At 75.2% G+C, this 21756-nt stretch carries 18 protein-coding genes; 14 read left to right on the forward strand and 4 right to left on the reverse strand.

The features are described 5' to 3' along the window. Positions 1-44: 44 nt before the first annotated feature. Positions 45-809, forward strand: a complete 765-nt coding sequence (locus VKK44_RS12215) for an ABC transporter ATP-binding protein (protein WP_343447043.1) — start codon at positions 45-47, stop codon at positions 807-809. A gap of 5 nt (positions 810-814) precedes the next feature. After that, positions 815-3295: an FtsX-like permease family protein gene (locus VKK44_RS12220; protein ID WP_343447044.1), complete on the forward strand. Its 2481-nt coding sequence runs from the start codon at positions 815-817 to the stop codon at positions 3293-3295. Positions 3296-3355: 60 nt separating this feature from the next. On the opposite strand, the gene VKK44_RS12225 is transcribed toward VKK44_RS12220, so the two are convergent. Further along, entirely contained in the window at positions 3356-4747 is a 1392-nt protein-coding gene (locus VKK44_RS12225) for a serine/threonine-protein kinase (RefSeq protein ID WP_343447045.1), read from the reverse strand. Between the two features lie 523 nt (positions 4748-5270). Between VKK44_RS12225 and VKK44_RS12230 the strand changes: the two genes are divergently transcribed. From VKK44_RS12230 to VKK44_RS12265, 8 genes are all read left to right on the forward strand, one after another. Further along, positions 5271-5894, forward strand: a complete 624-nt coding sequence (locus VKK44_RS12230) for an RNA polymerase sigma factor (protein WP_343447046.1) — start codon at positions 5271-5273, stop codon at positions 5892-5894. A gap of 16 nt (positions 5895-5910) precedes the next feature. After that, a complete protein-coding gene (locus VKK44_RS12235; RefSeq protein WP_343447047.1) occupies positions 5911-6669 on the forward strand; it encodes a hypothetical protein in 759 nt (252 codons plus the stop codon). A gap of 158 nt (positions 6670-6827) precedes the next feature. After that, complete coding sequence (egtA, locus tag VKK44_RS12240) at positions 6828-8063, forward strand: ergothioneine biosynthesis glutamate--cysteine ligase EgtA (protein ID WP_343447048.1); 1236 nt, start codon at positions 6828-6830, stop codon at positions 8061-8063. Next, complete coding sequence (egtB, locus tag VKK44_RS12245; protein ID WP_343447049.1) at positions 8060-9388, forward strand: ergothioneine biosynthesis protein EgtB; 1329 nt, start codon at positions 8060-8062, stop codon at positions 9386-9388. Before egtA ends, egtB begins: the two co-directional genes overlap by 4 nt. A 9-nt stretch (positions 9389-9397) precedes the next feature. Then, a complete protein-coding gene (gene egtC, locus VKK44_RS12250; RefSeq protein ID WP_343447050.1) occupies positions 9398-10180 on the forward strand; it encodes an ergothioneine biosynthesis protein EgtC in 783 nt (260 codons plus the stop codon). After that, entirely contained in the window at positions 10180-11145 is a 966-nt protein-coding gene (gene egtD, locus VKK44_RS12255) for an L-histidine N(alpha)-methyltransferase (protein ID WP_343447051.1), read from the forward strand. Before egtC ends, egtD begins: the two co-directional genes overlap by 1 nt. A 228-nt stretch (positions 11146-11373) precedes the next feature. Next, complete coding sequence (locus tag VKK44_RS12260; protein WP_343447052.1) at positions 11374-11961, forward strand: TMEM165/GDT1 family protein; 588 nt, start codon at positions 11374-11376, stop codon at positions 11959-11961. A 117-nt stretch (positions 11962-12078) separates the two neighbouring features. Beyond that, entirely contained in the window at positions 12079-12276 is a 198-nt protein-coding gene (locus VKK44_RS12265; RefSeq protein ID WP_343447053.1) for a hypothetical protein, read from the forward strand. Positions 12277-12331: 55 nt separating this feature from the next. On the opposite strand, the gene nhaA is transcribed toward VKK44_RS12265, so the two are convergent. Further along, positions 12332-13633 carry a Na+/H+ antiporter NhaA gene (gene nhaA, locus VKK44_RS12270; protein ID WP_343447054.1) on the reverse strand — a complete coding sequence of 434 codons (1302 nt, stop codon included), beginning with the start codon at positions 13631-13633 and terminating at the stop codon, positions 12332-12334. Between the two features lie 143 nt (positions 13634-13776). Beyond that, positions 13777-15633 carry a nucleoside-diphosphate sugar epimerase/dehydratase gene (locus tag VKK44_RS12275; RefSeq protein WP_343447055.1) on the reverse strand — a complete coding sequence of 619 codons (1857 nt, stop codon included), beginning with the start codon at positions 15631-15633 and terminating at the stop codon, positions 13777-13779. A gap of 184 nt (positions 15634-15817) precedes the next feature. Here VKK44_RS12275 and VKK44_RS12280 point away from each other — a divergent pair, with 184 nt between their 5' ends. Continuing rightward, positions 15818-17272 carry a tyrosine-protein kinase domain-containing protein gene (locus tag VKK44_RS12280; protein ID WP_343447056.1) on the forward strand — a complete coding sequence of 485 codons (1455 nt, stop codon included), beginning with the start codon at positions 15818-15820 and terminating at the stop codon, positions 17270-17272. On the opposite strand, the gene VKK44_RS12285 is transcribed toward VKK44_RS12280, so the two are convergent. Further along, positions 17253-17807 carry an arsenate reductase/protein-tyrosine-phosphatase family protein gene (locus VKK44_RS12285; RefSeq protein WP_343447057.1) on the reverse strand — a complete coding sequence of 185 codons (555 nt, stop codon included), beginning with the start codon at positions 17805-17807 and terminating at the stop codon, positions 17253-17255. The two genes, VKK44_RS12280 and VKK44_RS12285, sit on opposite strands and share 20 nt — an antisense overlap. Positions 17808-17951: 144 nt before the next feature. Between VKK44_RS12285 and VKK44_RS12290 the strand changes: the two genes are divergently transcribed. The 3 genes from VKK44_RS12290 (at position 17952) to VKK44_RS12300 (ending at position 21692) form a co-directional block, all read left to right on the forward strand. Then, positions 17952-19190, forward strand: coding sequence for a glycosyltransferase family 4 protein (locus VKK44_RS12290; protein ID WP_343447058.1), 1239 nt, complete (start codon positions 17952-17954; stop codon positions 19188-19190). Between the two features lie 80 nt (positions 19191-19270). After that, on the forward strand, positions 19271-21055 hold the full coding sequence (locus VKK44_RS12295) for a DUF4012 domain-containing protein (RefSeq protein ID WP_343447059.1): 1785 nt from the start codon (positions 19271-19273) through the stop codon (positions 21053-21055). Between the two features lie 13 nt (positions 21056-21068). Beyond that, the gene (locus VKK44_RS12300) at positions 21069-21692 is read left to right on the forward strand and encodes a hypothetical protein (RefSeq protein ID WP_343447060.1); all 624 of its coding nucleotides are present in this window, start codon (positions 21069-21071) and stop codon (positions 21690-21692) included. The last annotated feature ends 64 nt before the right edge of the window (positions 21693-21756 follow it).

Consider the following 21756-nt stretch of genomic DNA (forward strand, 5'->3'; position numbering starts at 1 on the left):
AGCGTCGGAAGGGTCACCAGACCGCGTCCGACAGGAGCACCACGTTGCCCGCAACCCCTACCACCGGCGTCGCGCTCGCCGCCCGTGACCTGCGCAAGGAGTACGGCGTCGGGCAGTCCCGCGTCGTCGCCCTGGACGGCCTCGACCTCGACCTGGCCGCCGCCCGGTTCACCGCCGTGATGGGCCCCTCCGGCTCCGGCAAGTCGACGCTGCTGCACTGCCTCGCCGGCCTGGACCGGCCGTCGGCCGGCACGGTCCGCATCGGCGAGGCGGACCTGGCCCGGCTCGACGACCGTCGGCTCACCCGGCTGCGGCGGGACCGGATCGGTTTCGTCTTCCAGCGGTTCAACCTGCTGCCCACGCTGACCGCCGAGGAGAACGTCGTGCTGCCGCTGGCCATCGCCGGCCGGCGGCCCGACCCGGCCTGGCTGCGGCAGGTGGTGGCCGCGGTCGGGCTGACCGACCGCCTCGGTCACCGGCCGGCCGAGCTCAGCGGCGGCCAGCAGCAGCGGGTCGCGGTGGCCCGGGCGCTGGTCACCCGCCCCTGGGTGATCTTCGCCGACGAGCCGACCGGCAACCTCGACTCCCGCTCCGGCGCCGAGGTGCTGCGGCTGCTGCGCGAGGCGGTGGACATGCTCGGCCAGACCGTCGTCATGGTCACCCACGACCCGGCCGCCGCGGCGTACGCCGACCGGGTGGTCTTTCTGGCCGACGGCCGGCTCGTCGACGAACTGCACCGGCCGACCACCGGCCAGGTCCGCGACGCGCTCGGCCGGCTCGACCCGGCCGTGGCGCCGGTGGGGCGGTGAACGGGATGCTGCGGCTGACCCTGCGCCAGGTACGCGCCGAGGGCCTGCGCCTGCTGCTCTCCTCGCTGGCGATCGTGCTCGGTGTCGCGTTCGTCGCCGGCACGCTCATGCTCACCGACGGCATGCGGGCCGGGGCGTACGAGCGGGCCGGCGCGTTCGACAGGCACACCGACCTGGCCGCGTACGCCGGCTCCCGGCCCCTGCCGCCGGCCCTGGTCGACCGGGTCCGCCGGGTCGACGGGGTGGCCGCCGCCGCGGGGGAGCTGACCGGCACCGCCGGAGTGGTCGGCGCGGACGGCCGGCCCGTGCTCGGGTACGCGGTCCTCGCCGCCATCCCCACCGAACCGGCCCTTCAGTCGTACGACGTGGTCGCCGGGCGGCTGCCGCAGCGCGCGGGTGAGCTGGTGCTCGACGAGCGGACCGTCGCCGGGCAGCGGTTCGTGCTCGGCGCACCGGTCCGGATCGGCGGCGCGAGCGGCGCGGCGCGGCCGTACACGCTTGTCGGCGCCGTCGACGTGGCCGACACCACCCGCGACGTCGGCGGCCCGTTCATCGGCCTGACCGGCGCGGACGCCCTCACCGTCGGCGACGGGCGCGGATATGGGCGGATCATGGTCGCCGCCCGGCCCGGGGTGGACGTCGCGGCGTTGGCCGACCGGGTCCGGGCCGTGGTGGGGCCGGGCGTGCCGGTCCGGGACCGCGCGGCCGTGCTCGACGCGGCGGTCGCCGACGCGGTCCGTGACCTGCGGCAGTTCGAGCTGCTGCTGGGCACGTTCGCGGCGGTGGCGGTGGTGGTGGCCGGCTTCGTGATCGCCAACACCTTCGCCATCGTGCTCGCCCAACGCTCCCGGCGCACCGCGCTGCTCCGGCTGGTCGGCGCGACCCGGGGACAGGTCTACCGCGCCACGCTGGCCGAGGCGGCGCTGACCGGGCTGCTCGCCTCGGCGGTCGGCGTGCTGGCCGGCACGGCGCTGTCCGCCGCGCTGGGCGCGCTGCTGGGCGGCGCCGGGGCGCCGGTGGCCGGCGGGATCACCGTGACGGCCCGCACGGTGCTGCTCTCGCTCGGGTTGGGCGTGCTGCTCACCGTGCTGTCCGCCGCGCTGCCGGCCTGGCAGGGCACCCGGGTCGCGCCGGTGGCCGCGTTGACCGACGCGGCGACCCGGCCGGCCCGCCCGGCCGGCCGGGTCCGCCTCGCGGTCGGGGCGCTGGTGCTCGCCGCCGGCGTGGCGGCGCTGCTCGGCGCCGGGGCCACCGGGCAGGTGCCGCTGGTGGCGGCCGGTGGACTGCTGGCCTTCGGCGGCATCGTGGCGTTCGGTCCGGTCCTGGTGCCGGCGCTGGTCCGGGTGCTGGGCGCGCCGCTGGGCGCGCTGGTCGGCGCCCCGGCGGCGCTGGCCGTGGCGAACGCGGTGCGCAACCCGCGCCGGGTCGCGGCCACCGCCACGGCCATGGTCATCGGGATCGGGCTGGTCTCGTCGTTCGTGGTCGGCGCCGGCAGCGTCAAGGTCGGCATCGAGCGCGCGGTGGACGCCCGGGTCGGGGTGGACTTCCTGGTCACCGGCATCGGTGGGGAGCTGCCGGCCGGGCTCGTCGACGAGCTGGCCGCCCGGCCGGAACTGGGCGTGGTGCACGAGCAGCGCAGCCGGGTGACCGACGGCGTCGAGGTGCGGGCCGCGCACCCGGCGCTGGTCGGGCGGACGTTGTCCGCCGTGGACGCCGGCGATCCGGGCGCGTTCGGGCCGGGCTCGGTGCTGGTGCACCGCGAGCTGGCCGCCGCCCGCGGCTGGACGGTCGGCGCGACGGTCACCGTGGCCGGCCGGCCGTTCCGGGTCGCCGCGGTGGTGGCGGACGACCGGCCGGCGTCGGCCGGCAGCCCGGTGCCGGCCGGGCACGTGGTGGACCTGGTGGACGGCGACTTCCGCGGCCTGTTCCCCGCCGAGCGCGGCTACCTGGCCGAGGTCGACCCGGCGGACGGGGTGAGCCCGGACGTCGCCCGGTCCGTCGTGGAGTCGGTGGTGACCCGCTATCCGACGGTCAACGTGTTGGACCAGGCCGCCTACAAGCGGATGCTCACCGGCACCGTCGATCTGGTGCTGGGCTTCGTGACGGCGCTGCTCGGCCTGGCGGTGGTCATCTCGCTGGTGGGGGTCGCCAACACGCTGAGCCTGTCGGTGGTGGAGCGGACCCGGGAGACCGCCGTGCTACGCGCGGTCGGCCTGAGCCGCGCCGGGATGCGGGCGGCGCTCGCGGTCGAGGCGGTGCTCACCGCGCTGGTCGGCACCGTGCTCGGCGTCGCGCTGGGCATCGCCGTCGCGGCCGGCGCGATGGCGGTGGTGGCCCGCGTCGGTGGCGACTTCACCGTGGTGCTGCCGTGGGGGCGGCTCGGGCTGATCGTGGCGGTGGCGGTGCTGGCCGCGCTGCTCGCCTCCGTCCTGCCGGCCCGGCGCGCGCTGGCCCGGCCGGTGGTGGCGGCGCTCGGCGCGGACTGACCACCGGCATCCGGCGAGCCGGTCGGCGTGGGGGGACCGGCCCGCCGGGACGGTGGTGGATCAGGGGCGGCCGACCGGCTGCCCGCCCGCGTCACCGCCGCCGTCGGCCGGGGCGGTCGTCGTGGTGGTGGTCTCGGTCGGCGCGGTGGTCTCGACCGGGGGCGAGCTGGTGGTCGGCGCGGTGCTCGGCGCGGTCGGCGCCGTCGACGGCGTGCGCGACGGGCTCGGCTCGGTCGACGCGCTGGGCGAGGCGCTCGGCGTCACCGAGGTCGAGGCCGAGGGCCGCTCGTTCGGACCGACCGGACGGTAGGTGTAGTCCTCGTCGTCCGCCGACGGCCCCCCGGTGACCGCGGTGTCCGCGACCGAGTTGCTCGGCGCCACCGCGGGCCGGGTGGAGTCGATCCGGGTGGCCGGCGCGTCCGCTTCCCGGGCGGCGGCCAGCAGCGCGCCCAGGGCGGTCACCGCCACCAGCACCGCGCCCGCCGCGCCGACCAGCGCGCCGCGCCGGCCGGGGCGGCGCGGCGGCGCGACCACGGCCGCCGGCCGGGTCACCGGCTGCTCGTCGCGGGTGTGCCCCGGCCCGGCCGCGCCGCGCAGCGCCGCCGGCACCGTCGCGGTGGGCGAGTCGGTACGCGCCGCCCGGGCCGCGTCGGCCATCGCCGCGGCGCTCGGGTAGCGGTCGGCGGGGTCCTTCGCCAGCGCCCGGGCCACCAGCTCGCGGACCGGCGCCGGGATCTCCGCCGGCAGCTCCGGCGGCTCGTCGTCGAGGTGGCGCACGGCGACCTGGAGCGGGTTGTCGCCGGTGAACGGCGGGCTGCCGGTCAGGCAGCAGTAGGCCACCGCGCCGAGCGCGTAGACGTCGGTCGCGCCGGTGACCGGCCGGCCGGCGGCCTGCTCGGGCGCCATGTAGAGGGCGGTGCCGGGCACCGCGTTGGTGCTGGTGATGCTGGTGACGTTGGTCGAGCGGGCCACGCCGAAGTCGACCAGGACCACGGTGCCGTCGTCCTGCACGAGCAGGTTGCTCGGCTTGACGTCGCGGTGGACGATGCCCCGGCCGTGCGCCCCGTGCAGCGCCTGGGCCACCTGCGCGACGATCGACATGGTCTCGGCGACCTCGAGGTGGCCGGCGTCCTCGATCCGCCGGGACAGCGGCTCGCCGGCGACGAACTCCATGACCAGGTAGTCGGCCCGGCTGCCGTCGGGCAGCTCGTCCTCGCCGCAGTCGAAGACCTGGACCACACCGGGGTGGCGCAGCGACGCCATGATCCGCGCCTCGGAGCGGAACCGGGCGATGAAGTCCGGGTCACGGACCAGCGCGGGAAGCAGCACCTTGACCGCCACCTGGCGGCCGAGCACCAGGTCCTTGGCCCGCCAGACGTCGCCCATGCCGCCGGTGGCGACACGGTCATCCAGGCGGTACCGACCGCTGAGTACGACGTCGGAGGTGAGCATCTCCATACCGTACCCACAGCGGTCGCGGAGTATTTCCGGCGATCTCTCCGATGCCCGGCGGCGAGCGGCCCCGCCCCGGTCGGCCGAACGATCGAGGGCCGTGGCGGCGGTGGGCTGACCGTGACCGGCCGGGTACGATGGGCCAGAAAATGCCGATCTACCGGCGGCTGTCCGCTCTGCCGGGCGCGGGCGCGCCCCCGTTCCGCAGGGGGCAGCGACGCGATGGTGGCGTCCGTTACACCGACACGCCGCCACCGGCGATAGACATTTCTCTCGTTTTTTTGGCCCGTCCGTTCCTTGCCGCCGTCCGGTCGCGCCCCTGGCGTCGGCCCGGCTCCCGCCCACCCCGCGACGCCGGTACGGTATGTCCCGCCGCCGGCCGTACCGCGCGGCAGCGTCCAACGTGCGTCCCGGGCTCGGCCCGGCGCCGATCAGTTCAGCGGGGGCCGGGGGTGCGGATGGCGGTGTGGTCTGCCGCGTCGACGGATGCCCGCCCCGCGCCCGCGGGGTCCGGGTGGCGACCGTGACCAGAGAGCTGAACGAGGCGGTCACCGCGGCCCAGGCCGGCGACGAGGAGGCGTTCCGATTCCTCTACCGCAGCCTGCAACCGGCCCTGCTGCGTTACCTGACCACGCTGGTGGGGGGCGACGCCGAGGACGTGGCCTCGGAAACCTGGCTCCAGATCTCCCGGGACCTGCCCTCGTTCACCGGCGGCGAGTTCCGCGCCTGGTCGGTCACCATCGCCCGGAACCGGGCCATGGACCACCTGCGGCGACAACGGCGCCGGCCCGTGGTCCCGGTGCCCGTGCAGGCCCTCAACGACCTGGCCGGGGACGCCGACACCGCCGACCGGGCCGGCGAGGCCCTCGGCACCGAGAGCGCGCTGGCGCTGATCCGTACGCTGCCACCGGCCGAGGCCGAGGCGGTGATGCTGCGGGCCGTCATCGGCCTCGACGCGGAGACCGCCGGGCGGGTGCTGGGCCGGCGGGCCGGCGCCGTGCGCACGGCGGCGCACCGCGGGCTGCGCCGGCTGGCCGCGCTGCTGGAGCGCGCCGCGCCGGAGGACCCGCCGGGCGCGGTCCTGCCCCGGCCCCGTACCGACAGCCAGGTGCCGCACGCGCCCGAGGCCGAGCCGGCGGAGGGCTGACGTGAGGGGAGACGGCATGACATCTCGCCGGTCCGACCGGCCCGCCGACCGGGCGGAATCCGACCGGCTGCTCGACACCGCGCACGCCGTGCCGCCGACCGACGCCGACCCGCTGACCCGGCTGCTCGCCGCCGCGACGGCCCCGGCCACCCCGGGCGAACTCGACGGCGAGGAACGGGCGCTCGCCGCCTTCCGGGCCGCCCGGGCCACGCCGGCGGTCGTCGCGCCGGCTCCGGCGTCCCGTCCGCGTCGTCGGCTCCGCGTCGTCGCCGCGCTGTCCGGGCTCGCCGCCACCGCGGTCGCCGGGGTGGCGTTCGCCGCCGTGCGGCTGGACCGGAGCCCGGCACCGGTGGTACCGCCGACCCCGACCACGGCGGATCCCGCCCCGACCGCCGCCGTGCCGTCGCGGTCGGCGCCCACCGGTTCGTCCGGCGCGACCTCCGGTGCGGCGTCGTCGCCCGTGACGCCGTCCGGGAGCCGGTCCGCCGTGCCGCCGCCGGTCGACGGCGCGCTCGTCGGTCACTGCCGCGCCTGGCTGGCCAAGCCGGAGCGGCAACGGGCCAGAGCGCTCACCACCCCGGGCTTCGCCGACCTGGTGGCCGCCGCGGGCGGGCCCGAGCGGGTGGAAAGCTACTGCCGGACGCTGGTGCCGGCGGCGCCGTCCCCGAAGGCGGCGTCCCCGAAGACGCCGGCGGATCCGTCCCCGAAGACGCCGGCGGCGCCGAAGAAGTCGGCGGACAACGAGCGGAAGCCCGGGCCGGGCGACCAGGACTGAGCCGCCCGGCGCAACCAGATTCCGGACAAATATTCATCTCCCCGGGCGCGCGGATTCGGTCTGCTAGACAGAGGATGGAGGACGCGCGGACCCGCGCCGTACCGGCCGGGCCCAGGGCGACGGTGTGGTCGCCCACCCCCGGGGAGAGGAGCCGCCACATGGTGATGTCGCCGGAACTGGATCGCGCCACCGTCCTGGGGGACGAGGCCGCGGCCCGCGGGCACCTGGCCCGCATCTGCTTCAAGACCGGCCCACCCACGCTCACCGGCGTCGAACTGGAATGGACCGTGCACGACGCCGCGGACCCGACCCGACCGGTCGACCGTGAGCGACTGCGCGCAGCGTTGGGACGGCACAGCCCCGTCACCCTCGACCCCACCAGCCCGACCGACGAGCTCCGGCGCGGCGGCACCGTGACCGTGGAGCCCGGCGGGCAGGTGGAGATCTCCACCCCGCCGCGACCGTCGGTCGCCGCGCTCATCCTGGCCACCGAGGCCGACGTCACGCAGCTACGCACCCGACTGGACGCCGCCGGCCTCGTGCTGGGCCGTACCGGCATGGACCCGTGGCGTCCGCCCCGACCGGCCGTGGAGACCGCCCGCTACCGCGCGATGCGGGACGTCTTCGACAGGCGTGGACCGGCCGGGCGGGCGATGATGTACAGCACGGCCGGGCTCCAGGTCTGCCTGGACGCCGGTGAGCCCGACCAGGTCGCCCAGCGCTGGGCCGCCGCGCACGCCGTCGGGCCGCCGCTGCTGGCCGCGTTCGCCACCGCCGACCGGCACGCCGGCCGGCCCACCGGTTGGGTGTCCGCGCGGATGGCCGCCTGGCTGGCGATCGATCCGGCGCGTACCCGTCCGGTCTGGTCGCCGGCCGATGCCGACCGTGACCCGGTGGCGGCCTGGACCGACTACGCGCTCGCCGCGCCGCTGCTGTGCGTCCGCGGCGACGGACCGGACTGGACCCCGCCGGCGGACGTCACCTTCACCGACTGGCTGGCCGGCGCGCTGCCCCGCCCACCCACCACCGACGACCTGGAGTACCACGTCAGCACGCTCTTCCCGCCGGTACGCCCACGCGGCTACCTGGAACTGCGCTACCTGGACGCCCAGCCGGGCCGGGCCTGGACGGTGCCGCTGGCGGTGCTGGCGGCGCTGTTCGCCGACCGGACGACCACGGGCGACGCGCTCGCCGCGGCCGGTCCGGTCGCCGACCGGTGGCACGACGCGGCCCGGCACGGGCTGGCCGACCCCGCGCTGGCCACCGCCGCGGTGGCCCTGTTCGACCTGGCCCTGGCCGCCCTGCCGGCGCTGGACCTGCCGGCCGGCCTGTACGACGAGACGCACCGAGCGATCCGGCGGCGGCACGCCGCCGCGGAGAGGGGACAGCGGTGACCACGACCGAGCGACCGGGTACGGACGCCGAGCGGCTGCGCGTCCGGATCGCGGCCGAGCTGGAACGCACCCGTGCCCGCACCGCGCTGCTGACCGACGCGGTGGACGACGACGACCTGGTCCGGCAGCACTCCACTCTGATGTCGCCGCTGGTCTGGGACCTGGCGCACGTCGGCAACCAGGAGGAGCTGTGGCTGGTGCGCGACGTCGGGGGGCGCGAGCCGGTGCGCCGCGACATCGACGACCTCTACGACGCGTTCAAGCAGCCCCGCAAGGACCGTCCGTCGCTGCCGCTGCTGCCCCCGGCCGAGGCCCGCGCGTACGTGCGGACGGTCCGGGACAAGGTGTACGACCTGCTGGACGGCATCCGGTTCACCGACCGCCGGCTGGTCGAGGAGGGCTTCGCGTTCGGCATGATCGTGCAGCACGAGCAGCAGCACGACGAGACGATGCTCGCCACCCACCAGCTGCGCGCCGGCGCCCCGGTGCTGCACGCGCCACCGCCACCGGAACCGCGCGTCGGCGTCGGCGGCGAGGTGCTGGTGCCGGCCGGGCCGTTCACCATGGGCACCTCCACCGACCCCTGGGCGCTGGACAACGAGCGCCCGGCGCACACGGTGGACCTGCCCGCGTACCGCATCGACGCGGCGCCGGTCACCAACGGGCAGTACCGCGCGTTCATCGCCGACGGCGGGTACGACCAGCCGCGCTGGTGGAGCGAGGCCGGCTGGCAACACCGGGTCGAGGCCGGGCTGAGCGCGCCGCTGCACTGGCGGCGCGACGGTGACGGCTGGGCATACCGCCGGTTCGGCCGCTGGTCGGCGGTGCGGGACGACGAGCCGGTGGTGCACGTCTGCTGGTACGAGGCGCAGGCGTACGCGGCCTGGGCCGGCAAGCGGCTGCCCACCGAGGCGGAGTGGGAGAAGGCGGCCCGGTGGGACCCGGCGACCGGCCGCTCCCGCCGCTACCCGTGGGGCGACGAGGACCCGGGGACCGCGCACGCCAACCTGGGCCAGCGGCACCTGTGGCCGGCGCCGGTGGGCGCCTACCCGGAGGGCGCCTCGCCGCTGGGCGTGCACCAGCTCGTCGGCGACGTCTGGGAGTGGACCGCCAGCACGTTCCGTGGGTATCCCGGCTTCACCGCGTTCCCGTACCGGGAATACTCGGAGGTCTTCTTCGGCGCCGACCACCGGGTGCTGCGCGGCGGCTCGTTCGGCACCGACCGGTCGGCGTGCCGGGGCACGTTCCGCAACTGGGACTATCCGATCCGGCGGCAGATCTTCAGCGGTTTCCGCTGCGCCCGCGACGCCGGCCAGGGGGAGTGAACCGGCCGGATGTGCCGTCACCTCGCCTATCTCGGCCCCCCGGTCACCCTGCGGAGCCTGCTGCACGAACCGCCGTACGGGCTGCTGCGGCAGTCCTGGGCGCCGCGTGACATGCGCGGCGGCGGCACCATCAACGCCGACGGCTTCGGCGTCGGCTGGTACCCGGACGGCGCCGACCCGGTCCGCTACCGGCGGGCCCAGCCGATGTGGAGTGACACGACGCTGCCGGAGCTGGCCGCCGTGACGTCCGCCCGGGCGGTGCTGGCCGCCGTCCGTTCGGCGACGGTCGGCATGCCGCTGCACGAGACCGCCGCCGCGCCGTTCGCGGAGGGGCGCTGGTTGTTCAGCCACAACGGCGTGGTCCGGGGCTGGCCGGACAGCCTCGTCCCGCTCGCCGCCGGGCTGCCCGTCCGTGACCTGCTCACGCTGGAGGTGCCGACCGACTCGGCGGTGGTCTGGGCGCTGGTCCGGCATCGGCTGCGGGCCGGCGCGGCGCTCGGCGACGCGGTGGCCGACACCGTCGCGGCGGTGGCCGCCGCGGCGCCCGGCTCGCGGCTGAACCTGCTGCTCACCGACGGCGTCACGGTGGCGGCAAGCGTGGCCGGGCACGCGTTGTCGGTGCGGCGCGGCCCGGGTTCGGTGCTGCTGGCCTCCGAACCGTTCGACGACGACCCCGGCTGGCAGGCGGTGCCGGACGGGCGGCTGGTGCTGGCCACGGCGGCCGGGCTGGACGTCCACGAGCTGGCCACGGCCGCAGCGATCTCATCCACCGATGGCAGAGAGGACACCTGATGGGCGCGGAGCCGCTGGAGATCCACCTGGAGGAGCAGGACCTCGACCGGGCGCTGCGGGAGGACGTCCGGGTCGGGTTGACCGCGTCGCCGAAGTGGCTGCCGCCGAAGTGGTTCTACGACGCCCGGGGCAGCGAGCTGTTCGAGGAGATCACCCGCCTGCCGGAGTACTACCCGACCCGGGCCGAGCGGGCGGTGCTGGCCGCGCACGCGGACGACGTCGCGGCGATGACCGGCGCGAAGACGCTGATCGAGCTGGGTTCCGGCTCGTCGGAGAAGACCCGGCTGCTGCTGGACGCGTTCACCCGGCACGGCGACCTGGGCACGTTCGTGCCGCTGGACGTCTCGGTCAGCGCGTTGCGCGGGTCCACCGAGCAGATCGCCGCCGCGTACCCGGGGCTGCGGGTGCGGGGCATCGTCGGCGACTTCACCCGCCACCTGGACCGGTTGCCCACCGGCGGCCGACGCCTGGTGGCGTTCCTCGGCGGCACGATCGGCAACCTGCTGCCGGCGGAGCGGGCCGGGTTCCTCACCGCCATGCGCGCGGCGCTGGAGGCCGGTGACTGGCTGCTGATCGGCACCGACCTGGTGAAGGACCCGGGGGTGATCGTCCCGGCCTACGACGACGCCGCCGGCGTGACCGCCGAGTTCAACCGCAACGTGCTGCGGGTGATCAACCGGGAGCTGGGCGCGGACTTCGACGTCGCGGCGTTCCGCCACGTGGCGGTCTGGGACCCGGACCGGGAGTGGATCGAGATGCGGCTGCGCGCCGAGCGTCCGACCCGGGTGCGGGTGCTGGACACCGACGTCGCGTTCGCCGCCGGGGAGGAGTTGCGCACCGAGGTCTCGGCCAAGTTCCGGCCGGCGGGCATCGCCGCCGAGCTGGACCGCGCCGGGTTCGCGCGGCAGGCGTTCTGGACCGACCCGGACGGGTTGTTCGGGGTGAGCCTGGCCCAGGCGGCGTGAGGGCCGGCGCGACCCCTGTCACACCCGGCGACCGGGGCCGGCGGTGATCGGCTAGGCTGGTCGGCGCGAAGGGGAGTAGCCCCCAATGTCGTGGTCGACACACTGGTGCGTTCCGCATCCGGCCACGCGGCCCCGGTCCCCGGGGCGGGCGAGACCTTCGACTCAGGCTGTCGCAGCCGGGTCGAGGGTGCCCCTGTCTCTCCTCCCGGCTTGATCGGGAAGGTTCACATGGAGGGTTTCCTCGTCGCGCTGGTGGTCAGCTTCGGCGTCATCTTCGTCGCCGAGCTGGGTGACAAGTCCCAGCTCATGGCGCTGACGTTCGCCACGCGCTTCCGTCCGGTGCCGGTGCTCATCGGCATCACCATCGCCACCGCGATCGTCCACCTGGCCTCGGTGGCCATCGGGGTCGGCCTCAACAGCGTGCTGCCCACGGGCTGGATCTCGCTCATCGCCGGTCTGGCGTTCCTCGGCTTCGGCGCCTGGACGCTGCGCGGCGACAAGCTCACCGAGGAGGAGAAGCGGAAGGCCGAACGCAGCAACAAGTCGGCGATCATCGCGGTCGGCGTGGCGTTCTTCCTGGCCGAGCTGGGTGACAAGACCATGCTCGCGACCATCACGCTGGCCACCAAGTACGGCTGGTTCGGGACCTGGCTCGGGTCCACGCTCGGCATGGTCGCGGCGGACGCGCTGGCGATCCTGGTGGGCCGGATGCTCGGCCGGCACCTGCCGGAGCGGACCATCCGGTACGGCGCGGCCGTGCTGTTCGCCATCTGTGGTCTCTGGCTGGTCTTCGAGGCAATCCGGGAGCTGAGCTGAGCGGCGCTCGGATGATCAGGAATCACCACGATGGGTAAGTACCGGAGGTGACGCCGCGGCGGTGCGACGTGCGCCGCCCGGCACACCACCGAAACGGACGACCGGGAGGTTCCGCGCATGAGCAGGCACGACGAGCCCAACGAGTACGGCTTCGCCGGGGGCGCCACGGCGCCGGAGCCACCGGCCGGCGGTCGCGCGGACGAGCAGGACCGCGCCGAGCGGGTCGCGGTTCCGGGTGACGACCTCACCGAGCCGTTCGCCGACGCGCTGGAGGAGACCGAGGACGCCGACCGCCCCGCCGAGCGGCGCCGCTGATCGCCGTCGTACGCCGGCCGCCGCCCCGACCGGGGCGGCGGCCGGCGCGTGCGGGTCAGGCCGGCCGTTCCTGGTAGACGTCCGGGATGCCGTCGCCGTCGTCGTCCCGGCTCTCCCGTTCACTGATCCGGCGGTGCACCCGGTTGCGCCGGAGCAGCACCACGGCGGCCAGGGCGGCGGAGATCAGCGAACCGGCCAGCACCGCGGCCTTGACCCGCTCGTCCTCGGGGCTCCCCGGGCCGAACGCCAGCTCCCCGATGAGCAGGGACACGGTGAACCCGATGCCGGCCAGCAACGCCAGCCCGACCAGGTCCGCCCAGGTGATCTCCTCGTCCAGTTCGGCACGGGTGAACCGGGCGAGCAGGAACGTCGAGCCGAACACGCCGATCACCTTGCCCAGCACCAGGCCGCCGGCCACGCCGAGCACGACCGGGTCCCGGACGACCGCGCCGAGGTCCACGTCGACCAGCGGGACCCCGGCGGCGAAGAACGCGAAGACCGGTACGGCGAGGCCGGCGGAGATCGGCCGCCAGCGGTGCTCCAGCCGTTCGGCGAGCCCAGGCTCACCGCGCCGCCCGGCCAGGACCGGCACGGTGAAGCCGAGCAGCACGCCCGCCACCGTGGCGTGCACGCCGGAGGCGTGCACCAGCACCCAGGCGGTCACCGCCAGCGGGATCAGCGCCCACCACCAGGTGCGCCGCCGCTGCACCAGCAGCGCGAACCCGGCGATCGGCAGCAGCGCCCCGAGCAGCGGCAGCGGGTGGAATTCGGCGGTGTAGAACACCGCGATGACGGTGATGGCCAGCAGGTCGTCGACGACCGCGAGGGTGAGCAGGAAGGCCCGCAGCCCCGCCGGCAGGTGCGAGCCGATCACGGCCAGCACGGCGAGCGCGAACGCGATGTCGGTGGCGGTGGGGATCGCCCAGCCGCGCAGTCCCGCGCCACCGGCGCCCGCGGTCACCGCCAGGTAGACGAGCGCCGGCACCACCATGCCGCCGACGGCGGCGACCACCGGCAACGCGGCCCGCCGGGGGTCCCGCAGGTCCCCGGCGACGAACTCACGTTTGAGTTCCAGGCCGACCACGAAGAAGAAGATCGCCAGCAGCCCGTCGGCGGCCCAGGAGGCCAGGCCCAGGTCGAGGTGCAGCGCCGCGCCGCCGGGCCAGGGCACCCAGTCGCCCAGCGCGGCGTAGGCGGCGCGCCACGGCGAGTTCGCCCAGACCAGGGCGAGGACCGCGCCGAGCAGCAGCAGCCCGCCACCGACCGTCTCGGTGCGCAGCACGTCGGCCAGGAAGCGGGCTTCCGGCCAGGAGCGGCGTTCCAGCAGGCGGGAGGAGCGCGGGGCGTGATGGGGCATGCGGTGTCCGTCCGGGAGCAGGGGTCGGTGGATCCATCGCCGACCAGGCTTCCCGGCACACCGTCGCCCACCCTATCGGTCCGCCGGAGCGGCGGCGAGCGGAGCGGGGCCGGGGCGCCGCCCCACGCACCGCCGGCGGCGGGTCAGCGCTGGCCGGGCAGCGCCGGCAGGACCGCGCCGACCGTCTCGCAGAACGCCGCCATCCGTTTGATCAGCTCGTCCGGGTCGGCGTACGGGTCCAGCGAGCGCATCTCGTCCGGGTCCAGCGGGGGCACCGGCACGTGGGAGATCAACGGGTGCAACGGCCGGCTGTCCGACTCGTCGGCGCCGAAGAGGTGCTCGTGCAGCTTCTCGCCCGGCCTGAGCCCGGTGAAGACGATGTTCACCGGGTGGTCCGCCTCGGCGGACAGCCGCCGCGCCACGTCCGCGATCCGGACCGGCTCGCCCATGTCGAGCACCAGCGCCTCGCCGCCGCGGCCGATGGTGGCGGCCTGCAGGACCAGGTGGACGGCTTCCTGCACGGTCATGAAGTAGCGGGTCACGTCCGGGTGGGTGACGGTGATCGGCACGCCGGCCCGGATCTGCGCCTGGAACGCGGTCAGCACCGACCCCCGGCTGCTGAGCACGTTGCCGAACCGGACGCTCAGGTAGGTGCCGCCGAGCTGCGCGGCCAGGTGGGCGGTGAGCCGCTCGGTGATCCGCTTGGAGTAGCCGAGGACGCTTGTCGGGTTGGCCGCCTTGTCGGTGGAGATGTTGACGAACTCGGCGACGTCCCGGCACGCCTCCAGCACGTTCAGGGTGCCCCAGATGTTGGTCTTGATCGCCTCGCCGGGGTGCCGCTGGAGCAGGGTCAGGTGCTTCAGCGCCGCCGCGTGGAACACCACGTCGGGCTGCCGGTCGGCGATCACCCGGGAGATGCCCTCGGCGTCCCGGATGTCGGCCAGGATCAGTTCGGGGCCGTCCAGCAGCGCCCGACCGTGCAGGGACATCTGGAGCGCGTGCAGCGCCGACTCGTCCCGGTCGAGCATCATCAGCTCGTCCGGCTCGCAGCGGGCGATCTGCCGGCACAGCTCCGAGCCGATCGAGCCGCCGGCGCCGGTGACCAGCACCCGCCGGCCGGCGAGGCCGCCGCGTTCGACGGTCAGCTCGGACACCCGGTGGGCGCGGCCGAGCAGGTCGGTGAGCTGGAGATCGCGGACGGCGGTGGCGTCGACCGGGCGGTCGAGCACCTCGCGGACCGGGGGCAGGACCTTGAACGTGGCTCCGGCCTCCAGCGTGCGGGTGCGCACGTCGCGCAGTAGCTGCGGGTCGCCGCCGGTCATGGAGAAGATGACGGTACGGGCCTGGGTGGCCCGGACCACGGCGCCGACCTGCTCCCGCCCGCCGAGCACGCGCAGCCCCTCCAGCCGGAGCCCGCGGCTCTCCGGGGCGTCGTCGAGCAGACCCACCGGCCGGTAGCTGCTGTCCGGGTCGTGCAGCAGCACGCGGACCAGCCGTTCGCTGGCCGCGTCCACGCCGTAGACCAGGCACCGGTCGGCGTGCCGCGCCGCCGGGCGGTGCCGGTCGGCGTGGAACCGCCACAGTCCGCGACCGGCCGCCATCAGCACCAACGCGACGGCGCCGCCGACGAGCGGGGTGGTCGCCGGGACCGGCCGCTCGGTCCAGGGCAGCACGCCGGCGAGCGTGACCGCGGCGGTGATCGCGACGGTGCCGGCCAGCCCGCGGGCGTCTCCGGCGCTGCCGATCGGATAGCGCCCGTAGAGCCGGGAGCGCAGCAGCGTGAGCAGCGCGTAGAGCGCGGCGCAGGCGAGCGCGACGGTGAGGACGCGACCGGTCGCGGCGGTGGTCAGGTCGAACTCGTAGCGGGTCCAGGCGGCGCCGAGAAATCCTCCGCACCAGGCGGCCGTGTCCAGCGTTAACAGGGAGAGAGTGGCGGCGCGGTGGGTGGCCCTGCCGTGGGGTCGCACGGCGTCCGGCGCGGTGGTGGCTTCACGTTCCATGGTTGCCCTCTGCGTCCATCTGGAATGAGCGGGTTTGCGTCGTCCGTGCATGTCCAGTCGTTTACATTCGTCTGGTCACCTAACGTGGTGAATGGGCGATTCGATCCTGGCACGGCTACTGGGGCTTTTAGGGGGCTTTCGTGCAGTTTCATCGGCAGACCGGCGTGTCGGGAGGGGATGCGGAATGAACGTTGTCGGCTACCTGCGCCTGGTTCGACGCCACTGGTGGATCGTGCTGGTCACGGTGATGCTCGCCGTGGCTGCCGCCGCCTTCCTGACGGTCCGTGCGGCGCCGCGGTACCAGGCCTCGGTGACCTTCTTCGTCACCACGCCCAGCCAGGGGGTCACCGACGCCTACCAGGGCAGCCTCTTCCTCCAGCAGCGGGTGAAGTCCTACGGCGACCTGCTCACCAGCGACCGGCTGGCGCAGAGCGTGGTCGCGGACGCGCCACTCGGGCTCACCGCCGACCAGGTGCGCAGCCGGATCAACACGTCCACCACGACCGGCACGGTGCTGCTGCGGGCGACGTTCACCGACACCGACCAGAACCGGGCGCTCAAGACCACCGAGACGCTCTCGGCCAAGTTCGTCGAGCTGGTGCGCAAGGTGGAGACCCCGCCGGACGGCAAGGCGCCGCCCATCAAGATCGAAATGGTCAGCGGACCGCGGGTCACCTCCAGCCCGGTCTCGCCGCGACCGGCGCGCAACCTGGCCCTGGGCGGGCTGCTCGGCCTGCTGGCCGGCGCCGCGCTGGCCGTGCTGCGCGGCATGGCCGACGTACGGATGCGCGACGCCGTGGCGTTGCAGCGGGTGACCGGCAGCCCGCTGCTGGGCGAGATCCCGTTCGAGGCCGGCGCGAAGGCCGCCCCGCTGATCGTCGGTGACGCGGCCACCTCGGTCCGCGCCGAGGCGGTCCGCAAGCTGCGGACCAACCTGCGCTTCGTGGACGTGCACGAGCCGGCCCGGGTCATCGCGGTCACCAGCGCCCTCCAGGGCGAGGGGAAGACCACCATGGCCTGCAACGTCGCCATCGCGCTGGCCGAGGCGGGCTGGCGGGTGCTGCTCATCGACGCCGACCTGCGCCGCCCCAAGGCCGCCGACTACCTCGGTCTCGACGGCGGGGTCGGGCTCACCGACGTGCTCGTCGGCGACGTGCAGGTCGGCGACGTGGTACAGCGTTGGGGCGAGAAGTCGCTGCTGGTCCTGCCCAGCGGCGCCACCCCGCCGAACCCGAGCGAGCTGCTCGGCTCCAAGGCGATGGCGGATTTGTTGGTGGCGCTGCGCGAGTCGGCGGACATCGTGATCATCGACACCGCGCCGCTGCTCGCGGTCACCGACGGCGTGGTGGTGGCCGTGCAGGCCGACGGCGCGCTCCTGGTCACCCAGCAGGGGCGGACCTCGCGCGGCCAGGTGGCCGCCGCGGCGCGGGCGCTCAGCTCGGTGTCGGTGCGTCTGCTCGGCTGCGTGCTCAACATGGCCAAGGTCGGCAAGGCGGACGCCTACCAGTACGAGACGTACAAGGTGGTCGTGCCGCCGGCCGCGCCGACCGTGCCCACCGACCGCGTCGGGGCGACCCAGCGGGGTGGGCGGACCGCCGTGGGTGACCGGACTCAGGAACTCACCCGGCTGTCGCGATGAGTGCGAGCAGGGGCCGGATCGACCGCTCGATCTCCTCGGCGCACCGGCGGAAGTCGGCCGGGGAGCCGCCGATCGGATCCCGCAGGTCGTCCGTGCCGTCGGGGGCGGGTTGCAGCCGCCCCCGGGCACGGACGGCCGCCACCACGGCCGCCCGCAGCGGGGTGTCCCCGGGCGCGCCGTCCGGCCGGGCCGCGGCGGCGAGGCGGGCGAACTGGTGCAGCGTGAACATCCGGCCCAACGCGGCCGGGGCCAGCGCCGCGCAGGCCGAACGCTGCCGTCGGGTCGCGGTCAGCACCAGCGCCGCCGAGGTGAGGTGCTCCGGGCGCAGCCGGCGGGTGCGGAAGGCGGTCACGTCCGCGCCGTTCCCGGCGGCCACCTCGACGGCGTACGGGTGCATGGCCGCCCCGTCGACCGCGTCGGTGCCGGCGCTGGCCACCGGTACCGGGAGCCCGGCCAGCAGCCGGCGGGCGATGAACTCGGCCATCGGTGACCGGCACATGTTCGCGTGGCAGACGAAGAGCACCCCGTCGCGCATCTGGACCCCCCTGGTCGGCGCGGTCGCGCGAGGCGGCGCCGCGACGGCGTGCGGCCGGCGGTCGCGGCCGGCCGGCGAGGGGATGCCGGCATCGTACGCGCCGCGGTGGACCGGGGTCCGGCAGGCCGCGCCGGGAGCGCGGCCATGAGGATCGGCATCCTGTCGTACCACTTCCCGCCGGAACCGGCGTTCATCCCGGGCAGCCTGGCCGAGGAGTTGGCCGCCCGGGGCCACGAGGTGCGCGTGCTCACCGGCTTCCCGGACCACCCCGGCGGCCGGCTCTATCCGGGCTGGCGTCAGCGGTGGTGGCACCAGACGCGCAGCGAGCGGCTGGCCGTCCGCCGGGTGCCCCGGTACGCCGGTGGTGAGGGCTCGGCCCGCGCCCGGAACGCCGGCTGGCTCTCGTTCGCCGGCAGTGCCGCGCTCGCCGGCCGCCGCTACCTGCGGGGTCTCGACGCGCTGTACGTCCTCCAGCTCCCCGCGGTGACCTTCGCCGCGACCGGCCTGCTGCGGTTGTTGGGCCGCCCGCCGACGGTGCTGCACGTGCAGGACGTCTGGGCGGAGGAGGAGCCGGCCCGGCCGGGGGCGTCGCGCGGCTGGTCGGGACGGCTGGACGCCGGCCTGCGCCGGCTGTACCGGGAGGCGGACGCGGTCGCGGTCAGCGCGCCGTCCATGGGCGAGCTGGTGCTCGCCGGTGGGGTCGAGCCGGACCGGGTCCGCACGGTGTTCAACTGGACCGACGAGCGCCTGTTCCGCCCGGCCGAGCCGGGTCCCGCCGCCCGCCGGTTGATCCGCCGGGACGACCGCTGCGTGGTGATGCACGCCGGCACGATCGGCGTACGGCAGGGTCTGGAGACCGCGGTCCGGGCGGCGGCGGCGCTGGGGGACCGGATGGACCTGGTCCTGGTCGGCTCGGGCGCGGAGGAGCGGCGGGTGCGAGGGCTCGCCGCCGACCTCCGCGCGGACAACGTCCGGTTCGTCGAGCGGCGCTCGCCGGCGGACATGCCGCAGCTGTACGCGGCTGCCGACTACCAGCTCGTCATGCTGCGCGACCGGCCGGAGCTGCGTGGCACGGTGCCCGGCACGTTGCCGGCCGCGCTCTCCTGCGCCGCGCCGGTGGTCGCCTCGGCCGGCGGCGACACCGCGGAGCTGGTGGAGCGGGCGCGTGCCGGGTTGTCCTGCCCGCCCGAGGACTGGGCCGCCCTGGCCGACCGGTTCTGGCTGGCCGCGGCGATTCCGGCCGCCGCCCGGGCCGACATGGGCCGCCGGGGTCGGGACGCCTACCTGCGGCAGATGTCGCTGCGGGCCGGCGTCGACCGGATCGAAGCGCTCCTGCGCGACGTGGCCACAGGCCGGATGAAGAACGCGAAAACGGACTACTAGCTCTATCTATCCGATACATACTCCTATACGACATGAACATCGAACGGTGATCGAAGGCCGGTCGACCTGAGGAGAGTGGCGTGACGGAACACGGTGCGTCGCATCGCCGACACCGACGCTCACGGCGACGCCGCCGGGCCCGCGTCCGCCGCGTCCTGCTGGTCGGGCTGGTGGTCGTCTCGGTGCTGGCGACCGCCGGCGGCTGGGTCACGTTCCGGGGCTGGCAGGCCCGTGCCCACCTGGTGAACGCCGCCGGCCTGGCCAAGGATCTCAGCGCCCAGGTGCTCGACGGCGACATCGCCCGGGCCCAGCGGACCCTGGCCGCGCTCCAGGAGCAGGCCAGCGCCGCGCGCGGGGCGACCGGCGACCCGGTCTGGTGGCTCGGCCAGGAGATCCCGTACGCCGGGGACAACCTGACGGCGGTGCGGCAGATCTCGGTGGCGGTGGACGACCTGGCCCGGCTCGCCTTCCCCACGCTGCTCCGGGTCGACCTCGCCTCGTTGGTGCCGAAACAGGGCCAGCTCGACGTGGCCCGGCTGCGCGCGGTCTCGGCCGAGGTGTCGGCCGCCGACCAGGCGGTCCGGCGGACGGCGGATCGGCTGCGGGCGGTGCCGACCCGCGGCCTGGTGGCCCAGGTGCGCGACGCGGTCACCGCGCTGCGGGAAGAGCTGGACCGGTTGGGCGGCCTCACCTCGGCCGCCGACCACGGCGTCCGGCTGCTGCCGCCGCTGCTCGGCGCGGACGGCCCGCGCAGCTACCTGCTCGTCTCGCAGAACCCGGCCGAGTTGCGCGCCACCGGCGGCATGTTCGGCGCGTACGCGGTGTTGCGGGCGGACGGCGGCCGGATCCGGTTGGCGGGGCAGGGCAACGCGACGGATCTGCAGTACTTCGATCCACCGCTGAAGGTGGACCCGGAGATGCGCCGGCTCTGGACCGACCTGCCGGGAATGTACCCGGCGGACGTCAATCTCAGCCCGGACTTCCCGGCCGCCGCGGCGCTCTACCGGGAGATGGTGCGACGTCGCACCGGCACCACCGTGGACGGCGTCCTGGCGGTCGACCCGGTGATGCTGTCGTACCTGCTCAACGTCATCGGCCCGGTGGGCGTGCCGGACGGCCCGGCGTTGACCGGCAGCACCGCCGTGCGGACGCTGCTCAGTGACTCGTACCGGGACCTGGGCGTGAAGGCGCAGGACGAGTTCTATACGCGGGCCGCGTCCGGGGTGTTCGACGCGCTGTTCACCAGGACGGTTGACCCGCGCGCCCTTTTAACCGTTATTAGCCGGTCAATACAGGAACGTCGGATATTGTTCTGGAGTGTCCGATCCGAGGAGCAGCGCGCGCTGGTCGGCACCCGGATCGCCGGGCAGCTCCCGGAGCAGGACGCCGTGCCGACGGTCGGCGTGTTCCTCAACGACGGCAGCGGCGCGAAGCTCGGCTACTACCTCAGGTTCTCGGCCACCCTGACGGTCGGCGCGTGCCAGCCGGACGGACGCCGTGAACTGCGGCTGCGGGTCACGGTGCACTCCACCGCCCCACGGTCGGGGCTGACCGAGTCGGTCACGGGCATGGCCCTGTCCGGCGACAAGTACACCGCTCGCACGTTCGTCTCGGTGCACACCCCGAGCGGCGGCGCGGTCCTCGCCGGCCGGCTGGACGGCCGGGCCACCGCGATGGGCAGCGGACTCGACCGCCGCCGTCAGGTGGCGGTGGCGAACGTGGAGGTCGGCCCGGGGCAGACCCGGACGCTCGACGTGACGTTGCTCACCGGCCAGAACGGCGCGGGCACGGCCGATCTGGTGCTCACCCCCACCGTCACCCCGTGGACCACCCAGATAACCACCGCACCCAGATGTGAACAATAGGAGGGAAACCATCATGCGGCTATCCCGCATCATCATGGCGCTCTCGGTGGGCCTGGCCGTCGTGGCCGCGCCGACCGCGGCCGGGGCGGCGCAGCCGCAGCCACCGGTCTACCCGCCCGCACAGCCGTCGTTGATCCTCGTCGACCCGACCATCACGTTGGGTGAGACCTTCACCCTGAAGGGGTCCGGCTTCCAGCCCTTGGAGACGGCCGACATCGACGTCAGCATCTCCGACCTGCCCATGGCCGCTCCGGCCGAGGGGACCGCGCGGCGCAGCGACGGCAGCACGGTGGCGATGGCGGCGGTGTCGTACACGTCGACCCTCACCGCGCCGCAGGCGGCGCCCACGCACTTCACCGTGACGGTGGACGCCAACGACGACTTCACCGTCACCTACCGTCCGACCCGCGTCGGCCGCCACACGTTCACCGCCACCGGGCGGACGTCCGCCCGTACGGCCAGCACGACCGGGACGGTATTCCCGGTGCGACCGACGCGTCCGCCGCACCACGGCGGGCACCTGCCCGTCACCGGTGGCAGCATCGGCACGCCGCTGAAGTTCGGCGGTGGCCTGGCCGGTGCCGGCGCGGTGCTGCTGCTGGCGTCCCTGGCCTGGCGCCGCCGTCGCCTCGGCTGACCCGAGGCGCCGGGGCAGGACCCCGGGCCGACCGCGAGTGCCCGCCGGAGCTTCTCCGGCGGGC

This window comes from Micromonospora sp. DSM 45708 (genome assembly GCF_039566955.1).
Lineage (GTDB): Bacteria > Actinomycetota > Actinomycetes > Mycobacteriales > Micromonosporaceae > Micromonospora.

What these genes read in the sequence shown, in the direction of transcription:
- VKK44_RS12275 (WP_343447055.1), bottom strand. Translation starts at nt 15,633, where the DNA reads ATGGAACGTGAAGCCACCACCGCGCCGGACGCCGTGCGACCCCACGGC.
- VKK44_RS12220 (WP_343447044.1), top strand. Translation starts at nt 815, where the DNA reads ATGCTGCGGCTGACCCTGCGCCAGGTACGCGCCGAGGGCCTGCGCCTG.
- VKK44_RS12225 (WP_343447045.1), bottom strand. Translation starts at nt 4,747, where the DNA reads ATGCTCACCTCCGACGTCGTACTCAGCGGTCGGTACCGCCTGGATGAC.
- VKK44_RS12235 (WP_343447047.1), top strand. Translation starts at nt 5,911, where the DNA reads ATGACATCTCGCCGGTCCGACCGGCCCGCCGACCGGGCGGAATCCGAC.
- VKK44_RS12280 (WP_343447056.1), top strand. Translation starts at nt 15,818, where the DNA reads ATGAACGTTGTCGGCTACCTGCGCCTGGTTCGACGCCACTGGTGGATC.
- VKK44_RS12285 (WP_343447057.1), bottom strand. Translation starts at nt 17,807, where the DNA reads ATGCGCGACGGGGTGCTCTTCGTCTGCCACGCGAACATGTGCCGGTCA.
- egtC (WP_343447050.1), top strand. Translation starts at nt 9,398, where the DNA reads ATGTGCCGTCACCTCGCCTATCTCGGCCCCCCGGTCACCCTGCGGAGC.
- VKK44_RS12265 (WP_343447053.1), top strand. Translation starts at nt 12,079, where the DNA reads ATGAGCAGGCACGACGAGCCCAACGAGTACGGCTTCGCCGGGGGCGCC.
- nhaA (WP_343447054.1), bottom strand. Translation starts at nt 13,633, where the DNA reads ATGCCCCATCACGCCCCGCGCTCCTCCCGCCTGCTGGAACGCCGCTCC.
- VKK44_RS12290 (WP_343447058.1), top strand. Translation starts at nt 17,952, where the DNA reads ATGAGGATCGGCATCCTGTCGTACCACTTCCCGCCGGAACCGGCGTTC.
- VKK44_RS12300 (WP_343447060.1), top strand. Translation starts at nt 21,069, where the DNA reads ATGCGGCTATCCCGCATCATCATGGCGCTCTCGGTGGGCCTGGCCGTC.
- egtA (WP_343447048.1), top strand. Translation starts at nt 6,828, where the DNA reads ATGGTGATGTCGCCGGAACTGGATCGCGCCACCGTCCTGGGGGACGAG.
- VKK44_RS12260 (WP_343447052.1), top strand. Translation starts at nt 11,374, where the DNA reads ATGGAGGGTTTCCTCGTCGCGCTGGTGGTCAGCTTCGGCGTCATCTTC.
- egtD (WP_343447051.1), top strand. Translation starts at nt 10,180, where the DNA reads ATGGGCGCGGAGCCGCTGGAGATCCACCTGGAGGAGCAGGACCTCGAC.